The organism is Phenylobacterium sp. (genome assembly GCF_041691455.1).
In the GTDB taxonomy this organism is placed as follows: domain Bacteria; phylum Pseudomonadota; class Alphaproteobacteria; order Caulobacterales; family Caulobacteraceae; genus Phenylobacterium.
Genome location: NZ_JBEPUO010000042.1, coordinates 1 through 19,708, shown reverse-complemented (window position 1 = coordinate 19,708; position 19,708 = coordinate 1). Strand labels below are relative to the sequence as shown.

Annotated in this window: 18 protein-coding genes, 3 tRNA genes and 1 pseudogene; 10 read left to right on the top strand and 12 right to left on the bottom strand. The window is 65.6% G+C overall.

Going from position 1 to position 19,708, the window contains the following annotated elements; genetic code table 11:
* Positions 1 to 272: 272 nt before the first annotated feature.
* From ACESMY_RS22175 to ACESMY_RS22155, 5 genes are all read right to left on the bottom strand, one after another.
* Positions 273 to 641 carry a hypothetical protein gene (locus ACESMY_RS22175; protein WP_372786817.1) on the bottom strand — a complete coding sequence of 123 codons (369 nt, stop codon included), beginning with the start codon at positions 639 to 641 and terminating at the stop codon, positions 273 to 275.
* 40 nt (positions 642 to 681) lie between these two features.
* Positions 682 to 2,754 carry a PAS domain S-box protein gene (locus ACESMY_RS22170; RefSeq protein ID WP_372786816.1) on the bottom strand — a complete coding sequence of 691 codons (2,073 nt, stop codon included), beginning with the start codon at positions 2,752 to 2,754 and terminating at the stop codon, positions 682 to 684.
* Positions 2,755 to 3,160: 406 nt separating this feature from the next.
* Positions 3,161 to 3,790, bottom strand: coding sequence for a hypothetical protein (locus ACESMY_RS22165; protein WP_372786815.1), 630 nt, complete (start codon positions 3,788 to 3,790; stop codon positions 3,161 to 3,163).
* A 218-nt stretch (positions 3,791 to 4,008) separates the two neighbouring features.
* Positions 4,009 to 4,596, bottom strand: a complete 588-nt coding sequence (locus tag ACESMY_RS22160) for a VOC family protein (protein WP_372786814.1) — start codon at positions 4,594 to 4,596, stop codon at positions 4,009 to 4,011.
* Between the two features lie 224 nt (positions 4,597 to 4,820).
* Positions 4,821 to 5,387: a TetR/AcrR family transcriptional regulator gene (locus ACESMY_RS22155; protein ID WP_372786813.1), complete on the bottom strand. Its 567-nt coding sequence runs from the start codon at positions 5,385 to 5,387 to the stop codon at positions 4,821 to 4,823.
* A gap of 104 nt (positions 5,388 to 5,491) precedes the next feature.
* Here ACESMY_RS22155 and ACESMY_RS22150 point away from each other — a divergent pair, with 104 nt between their 5' ends.
* The 5 genes from ACESMY_RS22150 to ACESMY_RS22130 are packed head-to-tail and all read left to right on the top strand — an operon-like array spanning position 5,492 to position 9,311.
* Positions 5,492 to 6,283, top strand: coding sequence for a crotonase/enoyl-CoA hydratase family protein (locus ACESMY_RS22150; protein WP_372786812.1), 792 nt, complete (start codon positions 5,492 to 5,494; stop codon positions 6,281 to 6,283).
* A 27-nt stretch (positions 6,284 to 6,310) separates the two neighbouring features.
* Positions 6,311 to 6,898, top strand: a complete 588-nt coding sequence (locus ACESMY_RS22145) for a 2-hydroxychromene-2-carboxylate isomerase (protein ID WP_372786811.1) — start codon at positions 6,311 to 6,313, stop codon at positions 6,896 to 6,898.
* Complete coding sequence (locus tag ACESMY_RS22140; RefSeq protein WP_372786810.1) at positions 6,895 to 7,593, top strand: SDR family NAD(P)-dependent oxidoreductase; 699 nt, start codon at positions 6,895 to 6,897, stop codon at positions 7,591 to 7,593. The genes ACESMY_RS22145 and ACESMY_RS22140 overlap by 4 nt, the downstream gene beginning before the upstream one ends.
* A gap of 4 nt (positions 7,594 to 7,597) precedes the next feature.
* Positions 7,598 to 8,071 (top strand): PaaI family thioesterase, encoded by a 474-nt coding sequence (locus tag ACESMY_RS22135; RefSeq protein ID WP_372786809.1) that lies wholly within the window; start codon positions 7,598 to 7,600, stop codon positions 8,069 to 8,071.
* The gene (locus ACESMY_RS22130; RefSeq protein ID WP_372786808.1) at positions 8,064 to 9,311 is read left to right on the top strand and encodes a multidrug effflux MFS transporter; all 1,248 of its coding nucleotides are present in this window, start codon (positions 8,064 to 8,066) and stop codon (positions 9,309 to 9,311) included. The genes ACESMY_RS22135 and ACESMY_RS22130 overlap by 8 nt, the downstream gene beginning before the upstream one ends.
* Positions 9,312 to 9,513: 202 nt before the next feature.
* Here ACESMY_RS22130 and ACESMY_RS22125 read toward each other — a convergent pair whose 3' ends face one another.
* The 3 genes from ACESMY_RS22125 to ACESMY_RS22115 all read right to left on the bottom strand — a co-directional run bounded on the left by ACESMY_RS22125 (position 9,514) and on the right by ACESMY_RS22115 (position 11,619).
* Positions 9,514 to 9,951, bottom strand: a complete 438-nt coding sequence (locus ACESMY_RS22125; RefSeq protein WP_372786807.1) for a nuclear transport factor 2 family protein — start codon at positions 9,949 to 9,951, stop codon at positions 9,514 to 9,516.
* Between the two features lie 159 nt (positions 9,952 to 10,110).
* Complete coding sequence (locus tag ACESMY_RS22120) at positions 10,111 to 11,331, bottom strand: tyrosine-type recombinase/integrase (RefSeq protein ID WP_372786806.1); 1,221 nt, start codon at positions 11,329 to 11,331, stop codon at positions 10,111 to 10,113.
* Between the two features lie 212 nt (positions 11,332 to 11,543).
* Positions 11,544 to 11,619, bottom strand: a tRNA-Thr gene (locus tag ACESMY_RS22115).
* Positions 11,620 to 11,695: 76 nt separating this feature from the next.
* On the opposite strand from ACESMY_RS22115, the gene ACESMY_RS22110 reads away from it, so the two are divergent.
* On the top strand, positions 11,696 to 13,117 hold the full coding sequence (locus tag ACESMY_RS22110) for an APC family permease (RefSeq protein WP_372786805.1): 1,422 nt from the start codon (positions 11,696 to 11,698) through the stop codon (positions 13,115 to 13,117).
* Here the strand turns inward: ACESMY_RS22110 and ACESMY_RS22105 are convergent.
* Positions 13,114 to 13,526: pseudogene (locus ACESMY_RS22105) on the bottom strand (DUF1761 domain-containing protein). The gene ACESMY_RS22110 and the pseudogene ACESMY_RS22105 overlap by 4 nt on opposite strands.
* A 164-nt stretch (positions 13,527 to 13,690) precedes the next feature.
* On the opposite strand from ACESMY_RS22105, the gene metG reads away from it, so the two are divergent.
* On the top strand, positions 13,691 to 15,412 hold the full coding sequence (gene metG / locus ACESMY_RS22100) for a methionine--tRNA ligase (protein ID WP_372786804.1): 1,722 nt from the start codon (positions 13,691 to 13,693) through the stop codon (positions 15,410 to 15,412).
* 95 nt (positions 15,413 to 15,507) lie between these two features.
* On the opposite strand, the gene ACESMY_RS22095 is transcribed toward metG, so the two are convergent.
* From ACESMY_RS22095 to rlmB, 3 genes are all read right to left on the bottom strand, one after another.
* Positions 15,508 to 16,212, bottom strand: coding sequence for a YjbE family putative metal transport protein (locus ACESMY_RS22095; RefSeq protein ID WP_372786803.1), 705 nt, complete (start codon positions 16,210 to 16,212; stop codon positions 15,508 to 15,510).
* A 56-nt stretch (positions 16,213 to 16,268) separates the two neighbouring features.
* The gene (locus tag ACESMY_RS22090) at positions 16,269 to 17,246 is read right to left on the bottom strand and encodes a hypothetical protein (RefSeq protein ID WP_372786802.1); all 978 of its coding nucleotides are present in this window, start codon (positions 17,244 to 17,246) and stop codon (positions 16,269 to 16,271) included.
* Between the two features lie 126 nt (positions 17,247 to 17,372).
* Positions 17,373 to 18,206 (bottom strand): 23S rRNA (guanosine(2251)-2'-O)-methyltransferase RlmB, encoded by an 834-nt coding sequence (gene rlmB, locus ACESMY_RS22085; RefSeq protein ID WP_372786801.1) that lies wholly within the window; start codon positions 18,204 to 18,206, stop codon positions 17,373 to 17,375.
* A 48-nt stretch (positions 18,207 to 18,254) separates the two neighbouring features.
* On the opposite strand from rlmB, the gene ACESMY_RS22080 reads away from it, so the two are divergent.
* The 3 genes from ACESMY_RS22080 to tuf all read left to right on the top strand — a co-directional run.
* A tRNA-Tyr gene (locus tag ACESMY_RS22080) sits at positions 18,255 to 18,340 on the top strand.
* Positions 18,341 to 18,406: 66 nt separating this feature from the next.
* Positions 18,407 to 18,480, top strand: a tRNA-Gly gene (locus tag ACESMY_RS22075).
* Between the two features lie 44 nt (positions 18,481 to 18,524).
* A partial coding sequence (gene tuf, locus ACESMY_RS22070; RefSeq protein WP_372786800.1) for an elongation factor Tu occupies positions 18,525 to 19,708 on the top strand: 1,184 nt, incomplete at its 3' end.

Here is a 19,708-nt window from a genome sequence, read left to right as displayed (position 1 = left end):
CTTTTTGGGCCCCGCCCCCTCACCCCCGTTTGTTTGGCCGTTAAAAACCCTCTAAACAACCCATTTTTTGCCCCCCGCCCCCCCCCCCCCGCGGGGGGGGGGGGCCGGGGGCCTCAGGATCCTCAGGGGTCGGCTGAGCCACGTTGGAACGTTAAAGGCGACGGTCGCAATTGACCTGAGGCCGCGGCGCTGAGGCGGCGCGATGGGCGTTGCCTTGCCCTCAGGCTGCCGCTGGGCCGCTTCCCCCTGCGCAGTTTCGTGAACTCGCTCCGTTACTCGGAATGGCGCGTGATCAAGCCTTCGAGTTGCGTGACCAATTCCTCCGCATCGCAGGGCTTGCTGCAGACGACTATAGGCGGGACACGAGGCGGAAACCCGGTTGGAAGCCCTACGCCGGTCTGGACGATCAGCGGTGTTCCCAGCCCGACCAGGATGTTCAGAACCGGAGTGATTTCGCCGTCGGCCAGGTTGACGTCGAGAATGGCGGCCGACACCGGCGTCGATTGCAGCAAGGTCAACGCTTCCTTGACGCTCCCGGCCGGCCCCACGACGACACCGCCGGCATCCTCGATCGCCAACGCCAAAGTCAACGCGATGAACGGCTCATCTTCGCAGACGAGGACGTAAGCCTGATTCAGCATCAAAGTCGACCCTCGCACGTAGCCCAGAGTCTCGTCGAACCTATTGAGCGCCGAGACGTTCCGTCGCGGCTGACAGGCTCACAACGAGGCCGCCGGGGTCCCAATCGTAAACGAGCTGGCCGCCAAGCTGACCATGGACACTTCTACGCGCCAACAGGCTGCCAAATCCCTCACGCTCGGGGGCAGCCTTGACGGTCGGGCCGCCCCGCTCGCGCCAGACGATCTGCAGCTCACCTTCACCGATCGACCAGGTGATCGCCACCTGGCCTCCCGCCGCCGAGAACGCGCCGTACTTGGCGGCGTTGGTGGCCAACTCGTGGAAGACGAGCGCGAAGCTGGTGATGGCGTCGCCGCCGATCGCCATCTGCGGCCCCTCGATCACGAACCTAGCCGCATCGCCAATGGGAGATGAGGCGACATATGGAGCCAGGACCGTCCGGACCAGATCTTCCAAGTCGGTCTCGCGTTGGTCGGGCGTCGAGCCGACTTGCCGCACCCGGACCAACTGGTGGGCGCTCGCGAGCGCGCCCAAGCGGCCCTGGATAGACTCTGCCAATTCCCTCGGCGTGGTCGCCGTTCGCGCACTCAAGGCTACAATCCCGCCCACGATGGAGAACAGATTCTTGACCCGATGATCCATTTCGTTGAGCAGCAGACCCTGCTTTTCCTCAGCGCGGCGTAGCTCGTCTTCCGCCTGCTTCCGCTCGGTGATGTCGCGCGCGATTTTGGAGGCCCCGCAGATTTTGCCGTCTCCATCGAACACCGGCGAGACGGTGACCGACACTTCGACCGGCTGGCCACCCTTGCGTACCCGAGTGGTTTCGAAGGCCTGAACGATCTCACCGGCTGAAATCTGGGCCAGAATGTAATGCTCCTCCTGATGGCGATCGGCCGCTATCAAGCGCAGGATCGATTGGCCGACCATCTCCTCGGCCGTGTATCCAAACAGGCGCTCGGCCGCTTTGTTCCAACTCGTGATCGTCCCCTCGAGCGTCTTGCTCACAATTGCGTCCGACGACGAGGTGACAATTGCGGCGAGTTCGCGCGCGCCAGCGTTCGCAAACCGGAGCTCCTCCTCGATCCGCAGCCGTACGGCCTCAGCGCGGGTTCTCTCAACGGCTGACCACGTGCGTTCGGCGAGATCGCGCAGAAGCGCAACGTCGTTGTCCGTCCACCGCCTCGGCACGCAATCAACGACGAAAAGATAGGCAACAAGTCGGCCTGCCTTGAAGAGTGGCACGTCAAGGAATGAGCGAATTTGAAGTCCAGCAAAACTCGCCATGGCCTCGGGAGCAGATGTGCGTGGATCCTGCTCCACGTCCGCTACTGCGACGACGACATCGAGCCGTAGGTCAGCGATCAGCTCTGGACCGAAATCGTCCAGCCTGTGCAACCCAGAGAGACTTATGACGCGACCGTTGTCCCAGGCGCCTTCGATGAGCACGTGATCATTGTCGTCCTGCACCTCAGCGTAGGCGGCCTGCGCAACGCCAAGGTGATGTCCGATCAAATCGCTGACCATAGCCTTGACGGCGCGGGGATCTGAAAGGTCGCGCAACTGCCCTTCAAGGTCGAGTAGCAGGGCTGAGCGCCGCTCAGCGAACACGCGATCCGTCGTTTCGATAACAGGACAAAATACCCCGGCGATCCGACCGCTCTCGTCGCGGATCGGACTGTAGGAGAAGCTGAAATAGCACTCTTCCGGATAGCCCTTACGATGCAGGTCCAACCGAAGATCGTTGGCCGGGAAAGCTTCTCCTGCCTCCATGACCCGGCTAAGCATCGGCCCGATTGTATCCCAGATTTCCGGCCAAACGTCGCGCCCGGGGCTCCCAAGCGCCCAGGGATGTTTCTCCGCGATGATTTCCGCGTAAGCGTCATTGTAAATCTTGACGAGGTCTTGGCCCCACCAGACTAGAATTGGAAAGCTGCAATTGAGACAGGTGCTTACTGACGTTCGTAGGCTCTGGGGCCAGGTTTCAGGTGAACCAAGCGGGGTGGCCGACCAGTTCTTTGCACGGATTAGCGCTCCCAGCTCGCCGCCCCCGGAGAGAAATGCAGGGGCAATAACACGACTGGTCTGAGTGCTGAGTTCGTCGGCAGCGCCGGTCATTGGGGCATTCAATGGGAGAGCCCGATTGGGAGTGCCGCACTCAAGCGTAACCTGCTGCGAACATCAAGAGGGCTTTGTCAGAGCAAAATTCACGAGCCGCTAGGGGGCGGCGTCTAGACCGGCCGGATGGCCAGGGTCAATGTTCAAAGAGCGACGAATACAGTTGCTGTAGGTGGCCATGATCCAGATTTCAAAGGCACAAAGGCGATCATTGGCTTCGGCGCGCAGAACCCAACTATAGCAATTGCTCTAGTGGTCAGAATCTGACGCTTGGTTCGGGCCAACAAGCGGACCTTCCCAAGGTCTCACATGGGTGGGGAGCGGACATTTGACCGTCCAGCGGAACCGTCACAGTCGAGGGCGAGTGGGTCGAATGCCCCAGCGTTTCGAGAAAGAGCGCGGCGAACTAGCTGAGCTGGATCGAGTTGAGAAAGAAGAGCAACGCCGCCAGCGCCATTGCGATGCCGATCACATGGACCCAGTAGGCGCGGAAGAAGATGAGCGGCACGGCGATGCCCAGGGCGACGAAATCCCCCACTAGCCAGCGTAAATTATGAAACCAGATATCGGTCGGACCCGAGCGGGCCAAGCTTATGAAGTTGAGCAGGATGTTGTAGGCGAAGTAGGCGGCGACCAGCCCCCAGTAGTGCTTTCGATTGTGAAAATAGAAGACCTTAAGGTCGACGCCCTCTGCCCCGACCTCGTCGGGCAGTGTCGCCGCCGCGCTCAGGAACATGAAGAATAGCGAGATGCCGAAGGGCAGGAACTGAAAGAAACTAAAATTCCCCGTCCATTGGTCGCGGTCGCCCCACAGGATCCAGAACTGAGCGAGCGTCACCAGGCTGGCATTGACGGCGGTCGCCGGCGCCATCCAATGCCAACGCACCCGCTTTCCGGCCGCGATTAGCCTGTGCAAGCTGGCCAAGACGGTCTCGATCGCCATGGCGACGACGATCCCATAGAATATAGCGACGTATTCAAACCTGGTCATGACGCCCCGCCGGTTCGCGCGCTGTGTTGTCTCGTTGCCCAGCATGGTTCGCAGCCGCCCTAGCGAGATCATAGATTTGTCCAGGACAGTTTCAATTGCCGACAAGCAGACCTCGCCAATGGCGCTTAGGGGGTGGCTAGCGGTCTTTGGCACCCGCAGCTTTTTCAGTGCTGGCGCGGCATGTCTGGCCAGACGGCGTCTTGCGCCGCGCCCGCCGTATCGAAGCGACGTATGGGGGAGTCGCTGGCCCCACCCGGCGTCGCTCAGACCTGCTGAAGTGTGTCCAAATATCCGCGGATCGGCGAGACTGGCTCGTGAACCTTGCGCACGCGCAAGTCGGCCTCCGGCGCGCCGGCCCGCAATCGCGCCAGCCATTCCTCCGGATCGAACTCGACACCGACTGGATTGAGCTCCATCCCATCGCCACGAATGAAGGCGTTGCAAGCGTCGCCCGAAAAGGCGTCGACCTGGAACTCCATCTGGTTTTCGTCCGGGTCGGAGTAGTACATTGAGGCCGTGAGCCCGTGGTGCACGCACCAATAGGGGCTAATGCCTTTCGCCTTCAGCTCGGCGTAGTTCTCAAGTAGGTCGCGGGTCGAGGCGTAGGAGTAGGCGACGTGGTCAACACCGACCGCGCCGCGCCGGTCGGTTTCGGCCGTCCCGAGCGGATGGATCGCCGCCAAGTTGGCGAAAGCGAACCGGTGGTGCTCGTCGTCGTAGGTCAGGAACGCGAGGACGGGATTCTCATACTGTACCGTGGCGCCGAAGACGGTCTCATACCAGGCGATCATCTCCTCGAAGCGGCGGGTACGATAGACGACGTGGGCGAACTTGATCGGCTTCCTCAGCATGGCGGATTCCTCCCCTGCGGAGCTTAGACGCAACGGGCCCTCAATCGCAATGACACGGGGTTCCCCCGACACGAGGCTTCGAGATCAAGGGGGCAGAGCGCGTGGAGCAGCCATTGCCACACGGACGACGGCAAGCGGACCTCGGCAAGGTCCCGTGAGGGTGGTTTGCGGAAGTTCGTTGGGGAACTGACCAACGGTGCCAGCGACTCTTCGGGTGGCGCTGGTTAGCTCGCAGCATCGAGCGCCGTGAGGTGATCCCTCACGGACTTCAGAAACGCGTCTGACCGCGCGGGATCGGTGATCACTCTGGAGAGCGCGAGCGCGCCAACCATGGCGCTGACAGCGACAAGCGCGCGGTCCTGGTCTCCGCCCAGCGCATCGGACACGGATGCCACGAAACGCTCGATGTGTTCGGTCATCACTTCGCGGGACGACGTGTCCGCCCGGCCGACGTCTGAAACCAGCGCCGTCATCGCGCAGCCACTCTCCCGGGCGTCGCGGTGAGTTCGGCTAAGATAGCTGCGCGCGATGGCGGACAAGCTCTGTGGCCCGGCCGCCCCCTGTGCGCTTGCGTTCGACTCCTCCCCGTCCAGGAGTGCACGTTTCAGGGCTTCGGCGAGCAGCGCGGACCGGCTCTCGAAGTGTCCGTAGAACCCGCCGTGGGTCAGACCGACGCTCTTCATCAGCGTGCCGACACTCACTGATTCCAGTCCGTCGCGGCGCACCTGGCGCGACGCCTCGGCGAGTATCCGTTCGCGGTTTTGCACCTTCTCAGCCTGGGAATGTCCCATGGGCGAGTCTCCTCGGTTGACGAACAGCATTATAAACATCATTGTCCTGAATGACGAATATAATTCAGATTGCCGGACTGAAGGCATCGGCTTGGGAGGAAACAATGAGCGAAGGCGCCGTCTTAGAAGGTCGCGTTCGAAGTGAGCGGCACGATCACATCCTGAAGATTGTGATCGACAATCCGGCCAAGAAAAACGCGTTCGTGCCCGAGATGATGGCACAACTCGCTGCGTCCATGACCGAGCTTGACCGGGACCCCGACCTTTGGGTCGGGGTACTGTGCGCTGAGGGCGACAATTTCACTGCCGGCCTGGACATGCCCAAGTTCTTCGGGCCTGGCGCGACGCCCACGCCGATCCCGGAAGATCACATCGACCCGTTCGGCATGCGCAACCATTGTCGTAAGCCCGTGGTCACCGCAGTGCAGGGCATCTGCTTTACGGTCGGAATCGAGATGGCGCTGGCGGGCGACATTGTCGTAGCGGCCGAGGGCAGCCGTTTTTGCCAGATGGAGGGTAAGCGCGGGATCGCGCCGCTGGGCGGCGCCCACTTCCGTTACATCACGCGCGCCGGCTGGGGGAACGCCATGTACCACCTGATGCTGTGTGATGAGTTCGAGGCCGAGGAGGCCTACCGCATCGGGCTGGTGCAGGAAGTCGTCCCGGCCGGACGACAGGTCGAGCGCGCCATGGAAATCGCCCGGATCATCGCTTCGAACGCCCCCCTCGGGATCCAGGTGACCAAGGAAGCCGGCCACAAGTTCATTGAGGCCGGCGAGCGCGCGGCCATCGATGCCGTCCCCGTCATCCGGCAGCGCGTCATGGGCACGGCCGACGCCGCGGAGGGCATCCGTTCCTTCGTCGAGCGACGCGCCGCGGTCTTCCAGGGCCGATAGGCCGCCTCAAAAAAAAGGAGCTCGGCCATGGCCGCTCTCGACTTCTACTTCGACTACCGCAGTCCCTACGCCTATCTCGCGCAAACGCAGGTCAGAAACCTGGGCGTCGAGGTCGCTTGGCTGCCGTTCGAAATCCTTCAGCTGATGGATCAGGTCGGCAATGTGCCGACCAGCATCACCTGCAAGCCCAAGGGCAAGTACCTGGGCATGGATCTGCAGCGCTGGGTGGCGATGTACGGCGTGCCGTTCCAACGGAACCCCCAAGGGGCGGACATAGACGCCCGCCGGCTGCTGCGGGCCACGCTGGCGGCCGACGAACTCGGACAAGCCGACGCTGCGGTCAGCGCGATCTTCGGGTCCTATTGGGGTGGATCCGGCGCGCCGCTGGTGACACCGGCCGATCTCGTTGCGGTCCTGAACGGCGCCGGCGTAAGCGGGCCCAACCTGCTCTCGCGGATCGAAGCTCCCGCCCTCGACGCGGCGCTTGATGCCGCAACCACCGCGGCGGCGGCCCGCGGCGTCTTCGGTGCGCCGACCATGTACGTCGGCGACGAGATGTTTTTCGGCAACGACCGGTTCGATTTCATCCGCGCTAGCTTGGGAGTCGCAGCATGAAGTCGCTTGCGATCGTCACCGGCGTTGGGCCCGGAACCGGCGCCTCCATAGTCCGGCGCTTCCATGAGGGCGGCTATCAGGTGGCGATGCTCGCCCGCAGCGCCGAACGGCTAGACGCGCTCGCGAAGGAACTGCCCGACGCCTTCGCCGTGCCGTGCGACGTCTCAGACCCGCCCGCCCTCCACGCTGCGCTGGATCAGATCGAGGCCCGTGCTGGCGCGCCCAAGGTGGCGGTCCACAACGCCGTCGGCGGCGCCTTTGCCAACTTCTTGGACGTCGATCCTGCGGTGCTTGAGCGGAACTTTCAGGTGAACGTCATGGCGCTGATGCACTTGGGCCGATGGGCGGCGCCGCGCATGGAAAAGGCTGGCGGCGGGGCGCTGATCGTCACCGGCAACACTTCAGCGGAGCGCGGCCGAGCAAATTTTGCGGGCTTCGCGCCGACCAAGGCAGCGCAGCGCATCCTTGCCGAATCCATGGCCCGCACGATGGGGCCACGCGGCGTCCACGTCGCCTATCTGGTCATCGACGCGGCGATCGACTTGGAGTGGCAGCGGAAGAACAACCCGGAGAAGCCGGACGACTATTTTTGCCGCCCAGTCGACATCGCTGAGGAGGTTTGGCACATCGCCCACCAAGCCAAGTCTGCATGGTCGTTCCGTTCGGAAATTCGGCCGTTCGCGGAGGTCTGGTGAAGGCATGGCGGATGAGCTTGAAAACGCGCCCGATGGATTCCAGCAACTGCGAGCCATGCTCGCGGGCGAGCTGAAGGCGCCGATGGGCGTGACGCTGGGCTTTCGACTGGTTGAGGTCGAACGAGGCCAGGTGGTGTTCGAAGGCACGCCCGACCGCGGCGTCTACAATCCGGTCGGATCGGTTCACGGCGGCTATGCGGCGACATTGCTCGACAGCGCCTGCGGCATCGCCGTGCACTCGCAACTCGAAGCTAACAAGGGACACACAACGCTTGAGCTGAAGGTGTCGTACCTGCGCGGGCTCAGCGACCGGAGCGGCGCCGTTCGCGCAACAGGCCGTGTTGTTTCGGCCGGCCGCCGCGCGGCGTTCGCGGAAGCGACTCTGCACGACGGCGATGGACGACTGTGCGCGACGGCGACGTCGACCCTGCTCGTGTTCGATGTCGAACCCCGCCCGGGCGGCTTCCTGCGTGGATGACACCGTCCGAAGGCCCGCGAAGGGCGCGGACTCGACTTCCGCAGCGGACGCTGTCGCGACATTGACGGCTGGCCGCCTTGTCCTGCTGGCGAGCCTGGGCGCGCTCGGGGCGCTTGCCACCAACATCATGCTCCCTGCCTTTGCGGCGATGGCGCGCGACTTGGCCGTGGCCCCGCGTGACCTCGCTTGGACGCTCAGCAGCTTCTTCATCGTTTTTGCAGTCGGCCAACTGTTCGTCGGGCCGCTCGCGGACACTTTGGGACGGGCGCCCTTTGTCATCGGCGGATTGGTCGTATTCGCTGCAGGCGGTGTCATCTGTGCGGTAGCGCCATCATTGACGGTCCTGATCGCGGGCCGCGTGATCCAGGCTCTGGGCGCCTGCGCGACTTCGGTGCTCGCCCGGGCGATCGCACGGGACTGCTTTCAAGGGCCGGAACTGACGCGCACGCTGGCGCTGGTGATGATCGCCATGGCCGCAGCCCCCGGCTTCTCGCCGGCGCTTGGAACGGCCATGACGCTGCTGTTCGGTTGGCGCAGCATTTTTGTACTCGTCGCGGTCGCGGCCGTGCTGGTCGCGTTTCACTACCGATTGAGCCTGGGAGAAACTCTGCCACCAGACCGGCGGCGCTCCGCCCGGCCAAGCGCGATCGCCCGCACCTATGGCGAGTTGGCCCTCGACCCCCGCTTCATCTTTCCCGCGCTCACCGTCAGCCTGGTTATTGGCTGCCTCTACGGATTCTTCGGTGCGGCGCCTGCGATCCTCATGAACGGGATGGGCATCAGTTCGACTGGCCTCAGCATCTTCTTCGCCGCCACGGTGCTGGTTGTTTTCGGCAGCGGCCTCATGGCGGGTCGGCTGGCCCGGCGTTGGGGCGCGCCCCGGGTCGGCATGGCCGGCGTCCTTATAGCGATGGCCGGGGGCTTGTGGCTCTTCCTCCAGGCTGGCGCTCCAACGCCGGCGCCATTCATGGCGGCAGTCACGCTGTTCCTGGGCGGCATGGGACTGATCAATCCGATCGGGACCGCGATCGCGCTTGAACCGTTCGGCGATCGGGCGGGCGGGGCCTCCGCCTTGTTGGGTTTCATGCAGATGACGTTCGCCGCCTTGGGCACGGGAATGATCGGGGCGCTGCCGATTGGGCCGGCGACCGCCTATGCTTGGATGGTGCTCGGCGGGACCATGATTGCGGCCGCCGCGTTCGTTCCGGTGTTGCTACAACGCGTTGGTAAGGTGGCATAGGACGCTGATCGGCTTTGGCCATCCTGGGCGTCTTGCAGTCGGCGTGGACGGCGGATCGCCGGAAGCGGACACCCCGAACGTCGTCTTAGGGTCGCTTCTTGTCATTGCCTCCCGTTCGGAAAGCCGACGTTCAGTTGCGCCGCCGACGAACGGGCGTTCCGAAGGTCCGAGCGGTGGGTTTATGACATTCACTCGGCGGGCCTCAAGCCGTCAGCACCGACTCGACGCCCCTAGCCGTCGTGATGGGATCCGCGTGCCGGTGCACCAGGCTCCACCCGCCGTCGCGCCGCTCGTAGATGGTAGTAACGCGGGCGCGCCCCTCGCCGAACTCGCCGCCGGGACCGATCCTGGCTCGGACGTGCTCGACCTCCACGAAGCAGGCAATGTCGCCGCTGGCGTAGGTCGCCAGTCGCTCTACGTCCAACACCTCGCCGTCCCGATACTTCGACGCCGCGTTCGCCAGGTTCCGGCCCACCGCCTCACGCCCGCAGCCGAAGGGCCCGAAAGGGTTGCCGAGGGAGATTTCCTCGCGCTGGGCGAACAGACCTAGATAAACCGAGGGGTCTCCATTCGCGATGGCGACCAGGGCGAGATGGGCCTCCGCCAGCGCCTCGTCCAGGGTTTCGAAGGGTCCGGCCATTCGCTACTCTCGTTCGGTTGCGGGGACCATGGCGGCAAAGTCGCGATGTCCGCAATGAGTTGGCAGCCGTCGGCCTAGCATCGGAATGCCGACCTTGCTGCAAATCTCAATGTCCGGATCTTGGACCGAAGCCAGAGTCCGCTTGTGGCGCATTGCTGACTATAGCCCGTGAGGCGTCAGCTTTTCAGCTGGGGCTGTCAATCGCAACCGATCGAGGTAGTCACCCCACCAAGCCGCCATCCTGACGCGCTCGTCCCAATATTCTCCTCGGGCATACGCCCGCCGCACCGTGTTGGTGTCCAGGTGGGCGAGGGCCCGTTCAATTGCGTCGGGGCTCCACTCACCTGACTCGTTGAGAAGTGTGCTCGCGATGGTGCGAAAGCCGTGCGAGGTCATTTCGTCTACGCCATACCCTAGACGTCGCAAGGCGGCGTTGAGTGTGTTTTCGCTCAAGGGGCGGGAGGTGGACCGGACGCCTGGGAAGACAAGTCGGCCTCGGCCACTGATGACCTGAAGGTACCGAAATGTCGCGACAGCTTGCGGCGCGAGCGCGATGGAGTGCGGCCGGCGCATCTTCGTTCGATGCTCGGGTACAGACCATATCGCCTTGTCGAGGTCGATCTCGGGCCATTCCGCGTGGCGCAGCTCTCCAGGCCGCGGGAAGCACAGGGCCATGATTTGCAGCGCCGCCCTTACGACGCGGCTGCCATCGATTCCATCGATGGCCCTCAGGAGCTGCCCGACCGCGGTAGGATCGGTGATCGCGGGATGGTGCTGAACCCGATGGACGACCAGCGCGCCGGCGAGGGCGGCTGTCGGGTCGTTCGTGGCGCGTCCGGTCGCGATGCCGAACCGAAAGACCCGCCCCATTGTACTGCGCAGCCTCTGTGCCGACTCATGCGTCCCCTTCGCCTCGACGCGGCGAAGAACCTCCAAGACCTCTGGCGGCGTGATCTGGGCGATTGGTCGGTTACTCAAAGGGGACGCCAAGTCCTCCAGCAACCAACGATTTTTGGCCATTGTCCCGGTTGCCCGGGACTCCAATTTCTGTTGCTCGAGGTATTCCCGGGCAACAATGCCGAAGGTCTGGGCCGCCGCCAGCTTCGCCTCGCGCTTACCCGTCTTCTTAGCCTCTGACGGATCGATATCGCCGATTAGAAGCTTCTTAGCCTTATCCCGAAGGTCGCGCGCTTCGGCTAGCGAAACAATCGGATAGGCGCCGAGGCTGAGCAGCTTTTCGGTCCCCAGGAACCGATACTTCAGCCGCCAATGCTTCCCGCCGGCGGTCGTTACCTGCAGGTAGAGACCGCCGCCGTCAGCCAGCTTGTAGGGACGTTCACGAGCCCGCGCATTGCGGAGGGATATGTCGGTGATGGGCAATTGGGGGTATCGCGAATCCGACGCTGAAGATTGTCCCCCAAAAATACCCCCAATTTCGTCGGATGCAATAGGACGATGGTGGACGTCACTGGATGCCAGTGAGGTATTCCATCAGCTCAATTTCCAAAACTATCCTATTAATTAAATGGCAGAATATGGACATTTGTGGATGTAGGCGGATCACCTTGGTTGGTCAACGAGATTAGCAGGGTTGGCGCCGGATGCCGGAATCGAACCAGCGACCTTCTGATTACAAATCAGCTGCTCTACCGACTGAGCTAATCCGGCGTCTGGCGGTTTATGCCCGATCCGCCTTAACCTGGGGAGAGTCTTTGCGGCCTTGCCGCGAGCGGGGGCGGGGCACGTGTCGGCAGGCGGTGAGGACAACAACGCCGCGCCGCCGTTTCGGCGCAGCATGCATCGGCTGGGGACGCTGCTGATCACTCTGTCGGGCATCACGCCGGCGGCTTCGGTCTTCATCATGGGCTCCGACGTGATCCGCCAGGCCGGGACCGGGGCGGTGATCTGCTTCGCCGCCGCCGCCGTGCTCGGCCTGACCACGGCCTATGTCTATGCCGAGCTGTCCTCGGCCTTTCCGCTCACCGGTGGCGAATATTCCATGATCGGCCACACGCTGGGGCCGTCGTTCGGCTTCATGGCGCTGGGGCTGAACATCTTCGGCGGCGCACTGGGTCAGGCGGTGACGGCGCTGGGGCTGGCCGAATATCTGGGGGTCGCGGCGCCCAACCTGCCGGCCCTGCCGGTGGCGCTCGTCGCCACGGCCATCGTCACGGTGATCTCGATCCTGAACGTGCGGGTCAATGCGGTGATCACTGGCGCCTTCCTGCTGGTCGAGCTGGTGGCGCTGGCGGTGCTGGTGGCGCTGGGCGTGCTGCATCCCGAGCGCGGACTGGACGTGGTCGTCCTGCACCCGGTCATGCTGGCCGGGCTGCATCTGGCGCCGACCTCATTGGTCAGCATCGGCCTGGCCTGCGCCGCGGCCATCTATGCCTATAACGGCTATGGCGGCGCGGTCTTCTTCGGCGAGGAGATGTTCGAGGCGCGCACGCGGCTGCACTGGGTGGTGTTCTGGTCGCTAGGCATCGCGGTGGTCGCCGAGTTCGCGCCGATCGCCGCGGCCATGGTCGGCGCCGGCGACCTGAAGGCGGTGCTTGGCGCGGAGACGCCGCTGGCCGCCTTCATCGCCGCGGCCGGTGGGCCGTGGCTGGCCAAGGCAGTCAGCCTCGGCGTCGCCTTCGCCATCATCAACGCCATGATCGCCATCGCCCTGATCAATGCGCGCCAGCTCTACGCCAGCGGCCGCGACCGGGTCTGGCCGGGCGCCATCAACCGGGCGGTGACCGCGCTGCACCCGCGCTTCAACTCGCCCTGGATCGCCAGCCTGGTCATGGGCGCGGCGACGGCCGCTGCCTGCCTGCTCAATCTCGACATGCTGGTCATGCTGACCGGCACGGGCGTGGTGGTAGTCTATGCCGGGGTGTCGGCGGCGGCGATCGCCGGGCGGCTGAACGGATCGACCGACCACGGCGCCTATCGCATGCCGCTGTTCCCGCTGGCGCCGGTGATTTCGCTGGCGGCGCTGGCGGCGGTGGTCGCGGCCGACCTGTTCGACGCCGACATTGGGCGTCCGAGTCTCATAGCCAACCTGGCGGTGATGGCGCTCTCGGCCGGCTACTACGGCCTGGTCCTGCGTCGGCGTGGCGACTGGGCGCTGCGCGGCGAGGGCGGGGCGCTTTTGGCGGCCAAGGCGGGCGAGCGCGACTAGGCGTCCGGCTTGGGTTTCAGCACGCCCAGGATCACGCCGGCCATCAGATAGGCGACGAACTGGTAGCCCATGTTGATGCCGACCACGGTCAGCGACTGCGACTCATAGAGATAGTCGATGGCCATGGTGGTGAAGTCGAAGAAGAACCAGGCCGTCAGCGCCCCTGCCACCGCCGCCGTCAACGCCGACACTCCCAGCCGGCGCAGCAGCCAGGCCAGGCCGATCACCAGGATCAGCGTGTTCACCACCCCAGCGCCATGGCCAGGGTCTGATGGCCATTGGCGGCGGCGGCCGGCCCCATGGCGGCGGCCCACGGCTTGCCGAACAGCGGCCCGTACCAAAGATAGCCCAGCACCTCGAGCAACACCGCCGACACCAGGACGGCGGTCCAATTCAGTCCCTTCAACATGCAAACCCCCTTGATCGGTGGGCCAGACTGTCACTGGTCAAGGGCGCCCACCTCGCCCTGCCTAAATCTTAATCGCTTCGGCGCGCGCAGCGAAGGCCCCGCGGCGCTTTCGCTTTCGGGCCACGGCGCCTTATATGCGCGCCTCCCGTCCCTTCGAGCGTTGCATGGCCCGCATCCTGATCACCTCCGCCCTTCCCGGCGTCAACGGCGTCAAGCATCTGGGCAATGTCGTGGGCTCGCTGCTGCCGGCCGACGTCTATGCGCGCTTCGAGCGCGCGCGCGGCAATGAGGTGCTGTCGCTGTGCGGCACCGACGACCACGGCACGCCGGCGGAACTGGCCGCCACCGAGGCCGGCCTCGACGTCTTCACCTATTGCCAGCAGCAGCACCGCATCCAGTACGACATGGGCATCGGCTTCGGCCTGTCCTGGGACTTCTGGGGCCGCACCTCGGCGCCGCAGACCGGCGAGCTGGTGCACCACTTCGCCGCCGTGCTGGAGCAGAACGGCCTGATCGAGGAGCGTCTCGACCAGATGATCTATTCGCTGACCGACAAGCGCTTCCTGCCCGACCGCTATGTCGAGGGAACCTGTCCGGTCTGCGGCTTTCGCCCGGCGCGCGGCGACCAGTGCGACAACTGCGGCTCGCTGCTCGATCCGGTCGAGCTGATCGACCCCTATTCGGTGATTTCCGGCTCGACCGATCTGGAGATGCGCGAAACCCGCCACCTCTATCAGCTGCACTCGAAGATGCAGGACCGCATCCGCGCCTGGACCGACAAGGAGGCCGCCGAGTGGCCGCCGCTGGCTCGCGCCATCGCCTACAAGCACCTGGACGAAGGGCTGATCGACCGCGGCATCACCCGCGACCTGGCCTGGGGCTTTCCGGTGCTGAAGGACGGCCTGCCGAGGCCCGGCTTCGAGGACAAGGTCTATTACGTCTGGTTCGACGACGTCATCGGCTACATCGGCATCACTCGCGAATGGGCCGATGCGGAAGGCGCCGACTGGGAGCGCTGGTGGCGGCTGGACAAGGGCGCGGCGGATGTCCGCTACGTGCAGTTCATGGGCAAGGACAACGTGCCCTTCCACTCGGCCTATTTCCCCTCGACCATCCTGGGCTCGGGCGAGCCGTGGAAGATGGTCGACCTCTTGAAGGCCTTCAACTGGCTGAACTGGTACGGCGGCAAGTTCTCGACCTCGCAAAAGCGCGGCGTGTTCATGGACCAGGCGCTCGACCTCGCGCCGGCCGACGCCTGGCGCTGGTACCTGACAGCCAACAGCCCGGAAGGCTCGGACACCAGCTTCACCTGGGAGCAGTTCCAGTCGGCGGTGAACCGCGACCTGGCCGACGTGCTCGGCAACTTCGTCAATCGCATCCTCAAGTTCTGCGAGACCCGGTTCGACAGCCAGGTCCCGGCCGGCGGCGAGGCGGGTCCGATCGAACAGCGCCTCTATGCCGAGGTGTCGGCCAGGCTGGGCGAGCTGACCGAACAGATGCAGGCGGTCGAGCTGCGCAAATCGACCCAGGCGCTGCGGGCGCTCTGGGTGCTCGGCAACGAGTATCTGCAGGAAGCCGCGCCGTGGACGGCGATCAAGACCGACCCCGAGCGCGCCGCCGTCGTCGTGCGCACGGCGCTGAACCTGGTCGACCTGTTCGCCCGCGTCTCGGCGCCGGTCATCCCGTTCGCGGCGGAGAAGATCGCCGAGGCGCTCGGCCAGGCCTATCCGCCGACCTGGCCCTCGACTGATGCGGTGCTGGAACTCGCGCGCCTTGAGCCCGGCCGGCCGGTGCGCACGCCCGAGGTGCTGTTCAAGAAAATCGAGGACGAACAGATCGCCGAGTGGACCGTGCGTTTCGGCGGCGCGCCGGAGACGGCCGCCTGAGCGGCGAAATTGGGGACACGTACGCATCCCACAGCGCTGCGAGTCACACCTGCGGGGTAGGCGATGCTACGTGTCCCCAATTTCCCAAAGCTTGCTCAGCTTCGGTTGCCTCCGTGGCGTCTCACCTCCGCGGCATGGATGTCCAACCAGTTGGGCATGGCGGCGTTGTAGGGGCCGATCTGGTGCAGGTCGATGACCACGCCGCGATAGCCGTCCCACATCATGTGCAGGGCGACGAACAGCACGATCACCACCCCGACATAGCCGATCCAGCGCAGGCGGTTGAGCGCGCGCGCGATCATGTCCGCCGCCACGCCCATCAGCGCGATCGACAGCAGCAGGCCGAAGACCAGCACCAGCCAATGGCCGTGCGCCGCGCCGGCCACCGCCAACACATTGTCGAGCGACATGGAGAGGTCGGCGATCAGGATCTGCACGAAGGCCTGGCGGAAGCTTTTGGCGGGCCGAACCGCGCCCGGGGCCTGAGGGCGGCTCTGGGCGCGTAGGTCGCCCCACATCTTCAAGGCGACCCAGAGCAGCAGAATGCCGCCGGCGAACAGCAGGCCGATAAGGGCGAGCAGGCGCAGCGCCACCAGCGCCAGCCCGATCCGCATCACCACCGCGCAGCCAAGGCCCAGCACGATGACGCGGCGGCGGTTCCTGTCCTCCATGCCGGCCGCCGCCAGGCCGACGGCGACGGCGTTGTCGCCGGCCAGCACCAGGTCGATCAGCACCACCTGCAGCAGGCCGAAGAGAGCCGCCGCCCAGGGCTGCCCGGTCAGGCTGGCGAATATCCCCATGCGCCAGCCATGCTGCAGCCCCCGCCGCTTGGCAAGCGGAGCGGGGCTTCAGAGCGTCAGGGCTTGTCGCCGTTCTTCGGCGTGTCGGTCACCGAGGGCGTGCTGTCGCCGATCACCGTGGCCTGCCGGCGACGCCGCGGCCGGCCGCCCATCGAACTGCGCGCCGCGGCGACCACCACGATGATGGCGATCAGCAACACGGCCAGCGCGGCCAGGGTCTTGCCCTCAGGCTTGGCCAGCCAGTCGGGCAGGCCGCCGTCATTGCCCGGCGCATTGCTCGAGGCGGCGGCCGAGGCGCTCGACTCAGCGTTCGACTGAGCGCTGGAGGCCGGCGCGGCGGAAGCGGCTGCGGCACGCCTGTGGTGGCGTCGGGCCTTGGCCGCGGCGGCTGCCGCAGCCGCGGCGGCCTTGTCGGCCGAAGCCTTGGCCGCGGCGGCGGTGGCTTTGGCCTGGCGGGCGGCGGCCTTGGCGGCCTGGGCCTGAGCGGCGGCGCTGTTTGCCGAGGCCTGCGCCGGTCCGCGGGCGGCTGGCGCGGCGCGATGCGCGGCGGGCGCCGCCCGCGGACCGGCGGCCTGTGCAGCGGCGTGATGGTGATGGTGACGGCCATGGCGATGCGCCCAGCTGCTATAGTGATGGTGATGGCGACCATGAAGATGGTGGCGATGATAAGCCGCCGGCGGGCCCTCGGGTGCGGCGGGCGGGGCCGCGGCCGGGCCGTACTCCTCGTCCATATAGTCGTAGCGGTGGCCATAGAAATGGTCCCGCTCGGCCGGGGTCATGTCTTCCGGATTGGGGATCGGGGCCATGGTGGTGGTCGCCTCGGCGTCTTCATCGACGCTGGGCTGCTCGGGCGGCGCGACGGCGCTTTCGCGGTCGGGGCCGCCAAGCAGGTCGGGCGCCTCGGCCGGGGCCGGGGCGCTGGCCATCGGCGGCGGCGGGGCCTGCTCAGGGCCGGGACCGCCGCAGGCAGCCAGGCCCAGAAGGCTCAGCGCCGCCAGGCCCATGGCCGCGTTCCGCAAATATGTCTTCGACATGACTTCCCCACCAGGCGACCGGCCGAGCGCACGCTTCCGAGTCAGCAAAGCACTCTTGTGAAGGGAATCAATAACCTTAACGCCGCAGCGGGAACCGCTTTCTCTCTCCGGGCGAGTGGACGCGCTTTACAAGTCGCCCGCGCCGGTGCGGTTTCGCGTCGCCTCATAGAGGGCGATGGCCGCCGCCGCGGAGACGTTCAGGCTCTCGAAATCGCCGGGCATCGGGATGCGCCCGAGCGCGTCGCAATGCTCGGCCACCAGCCGGCGCAGGCCTTCGCCCTCCGAGCCCATAACCAGCACGACGGGCCGGGCGTCGAGCACGGCGGCCAGCGGTTCGCTCGCGCCGGCGTCCAGCCCGACCGCGCGCCAGCCGAGGTCGGCCAGCTGCTCCAGCGCCCGGGACAGGTTGGTCACCCGCGCGTGCGGCAGCCGCTCGATCGCGCCGGCGGCGGCCTTGGCCAGGGCCCCGGAGAGGGCAGGGGCACGACGGTCCTGCAGCACCACGCCGCGCGCCCCGAAGGCGGCGGCCGAGCGAAACAGCGCCCCGACATTCTGCGGATCGGTCAAATGGTCGAGCATCAGGATGACGCCGCCCGCTGGATCGCCCATCGCCTCCAGCGTGACGGGCTCCAGCGGCATGGCCTTCAGCGCCACGCCCTGGTGAGCGGCGAAGGGTGGCAGTTCGCGGGCGATCTGCGCCGTCGGCAGGACTTCCAGGGTCGCCGCGCCCAGCCGCCGGCCTTGCAACTCGCGCGCCCGCTCCGGCGTGGCCAGCAGCCGGATGGGCGGCTCGCGGGCGGGATTCTCCAGCGCCGCAACGACCGCATGCCAGCCCCAGATCCACACCGCGCCGTCCTTGTCCGCCCGCGCCCTCGCGGGCCCGCGAGGGCCGTTCAGCGCGGGGGAAAAACCACGCCCACGCCTCAGTTTGCGGTCGTTGCGTTCGGGGGAAGACGACACTATAAGACGCGCTCCGTTTTCGGGCCTGAGCTTCTCAAAGGCGCGCGCGGGGGAATGTCCCGAGCGGCAAAGGGGGCGGACTGTAAATCCGCTGGCGTACGCCTTCGCAGGTTCGAGTCCTGCTTCCCCCACCACGCGCGAGCGAGCCAGGCGACCCGAAAGCTGAGCGAAGGAGATCAACCGGCCGCCCGCCGTTGTTGGCGGGTATAGCACAATGGTAGTGCAGCAGCCTTCCAAGCTGAGGATGCGGGTTCGATTCCCGCTACCCGCTCCATCCCTGTAGAAGCCCCTACGAAAGACGCCGTTTAAGGAAAGACCATGGCCAAGGAAAAATTCCAACGCAACAAGCCGCACTGCAACATCGGCACGATTGGTCACGTCGACCATGGCAAGACGACGTTGACGGCCGCGATCACCATGGTGCTGGCCAAGACCGGTGGGGCGACGGCGAAGAGCTACGCCGACATCGACGCGGCGCCGGAAGAGAAGGCGCGCGGGATCACCATCAATACGGCGCACGTGGAGTATGAGACGAAGAACCGTCACTACGCCCACGTCGACTGCCCGGGCCACGCCGACTATGTGAAGAACATGATCACCGGCGCGGCGCAGATGGACGGCGCGATCCTGGTGGTGAGCGCCGCCGACGGCCCGATGCCGCAGACCCGCGAGCACATCCTCTTGGCCCGCCAGGTCGGCGTGCCGGCGCTGGTGGTCTATCTGAACAAGGTCGACCAGGTCGACGACCCGGAACTGCTGGAACTGGTCGAGATGGAGGTGCGCGAGCTGCTCTCATCCTACGAGTTCCCCGGCGACGACATTCCGATCGTCAAGGGCTCGGCCCTGGCGGCGGTGGAAGACCGCGACGCGCCGATGGGCGCGGACTCGATCACCGAGCTGATGACCCAGGTCGACGCCTATATCCCGCAGCCGGACCGTCCGATCGACCAGCCGTTCATGATGGCGGTGGAAGACGTCTTCTCGATCTCGGGTCGCGGCACGGTGGTCACCGGCCGCATCGACCGCGGCATCGTCAAGGTCGGCGAGGAGGTCGAGATCGTCGGCATCCGCCCGACCCAGAAGACCGTCTGCACCGGCGTCGAGATGTTCCGCAAGCTCCTGGACCAAGGCCAGGCCGGCGACAACGTCGGGGTGCTGCTGCGCGGCACCAAGCGCGAAGAGGTCGAGCGCGGCCAGGTTCTCTGCAAGCCCGGCACCATCACTCCGCATACCAAGTTCGTGGCCGAGGCCTATATCCTGACCAAGGAAGAGGGCGGCCGTCACACGCCGTTCTTCACCAACTACCGGCCGCAGTTCTATTTCCGCACCACGGACGTCACCGGGATCATCAAGCTGAAGGAAGGCGTCGAGATGATCATGCCCGGCGACAACGCCGAGCTTGACGTCGAACTGATCACCCCCATCGCCATGGAAGAAAAGCTCCGCTTCGCCATCCGCGAAGGCGGCCGCACCGTCGGCGCCGGCGTCGTCGCCAAGATCCT

Excerpts from the sequence above, each read along its gene's own strand:
- ACESMY_RS22175 (WP_372786817.1), bottom strand. The coding sequence starts at position 641 with ATGCTGAATCAGGCTTACGTCCTCGTCTGCGAAGATGAGCCGTTCATC.
- ACESMY_RS22150 (WP_372786812.1), top strand. The coding sequence starts at position 5,492 with ATGAGCGAAGGCGCCGTCTTAGAAGGTCGCGTTCGAAGTGAGCGGCAC.
- ACESMY_RS22140 (WP_372786810.1), top strand. The coding sequence starts at position 6,895 with ATGAAGTCGCTTGCGATCGTCACCGGCGTTGGGCCCGGAACCGGCGCC.
- ACESMY_RS22160 (WP_372786814.1), bottom strand. The coding sequence starts at position 4,596 with ATGCTGAGGAAGCCGATCAAGTTCGCCCACGTCGTCTATCGTACCCGC.
- metG (WP_372786804.1), top strand. The coding sequence starts at position 13,691 with ATGGCCCGCATCCTGATCACCTCCGCCCTTCCCGGCGTCAACGGCGTC.
- ACESMY_RS22155 (WP_372786813.1), bottom strand. The coding sequence starts at position 5,387 with ATGGGACATTCCCAGGCTGAGAAGGTGCAAAACCGCGAACGGATACTC.
- ACESMY_RS22125 (WP_372786807.1), bottom strand. The coding sequence starts at position 9,951 with ATGGCCGGACCCTTCGAAACCCTGGACGAGGCGCTGGCGGAGGCCCAT.
- ACESMY_RS22170 (WP_372786816.1), bottom strand. The coding sequence starts at position 2,754 with ATGACCGGCGCTGCCGACGAACTCAGCACTCAGACCAGTCGTGTTATT.
- ACESMY_RS22090 (WP_372786802.1), bottom strand. The coding sequence starts at position 17,246 with ATGTCGAAGACATATTTGCGGAACGCGGCCATGGGCCTGGCGGCGCTG.
- ACESMY_RS22135 (WP_372786809.1), top strand. The coding sequence starts at position 7,598 with ATGGCGGATGAGCTTGAAAACGCGCCCGATGGATTCCAGCAACTGCGA.
- ACESMY_RS22145 (WP_372786811.1), top strand. The coding sequence starts at position 6,311 with ATGGCCGCTCTCGACTTCTACTTCGACTACCGCAGTCCCTACGCCTAT.
- ACESMY_RS22095 (WP_372786803.1), bottom strand. The coding sequence starts at position 16,212 with ATGGGGATATTCGCCAGCCTGACCGGGCAGCCCTGGGCGGCGGCTCTC.
- ACESMY_RS22165 (WP_372786815.1), bottom strand. The coding sequence starts at position 3,790 with ATGCTGGGCAACGAGACAACACAGCGCGCGAACCGGCGGGGCGTCATG.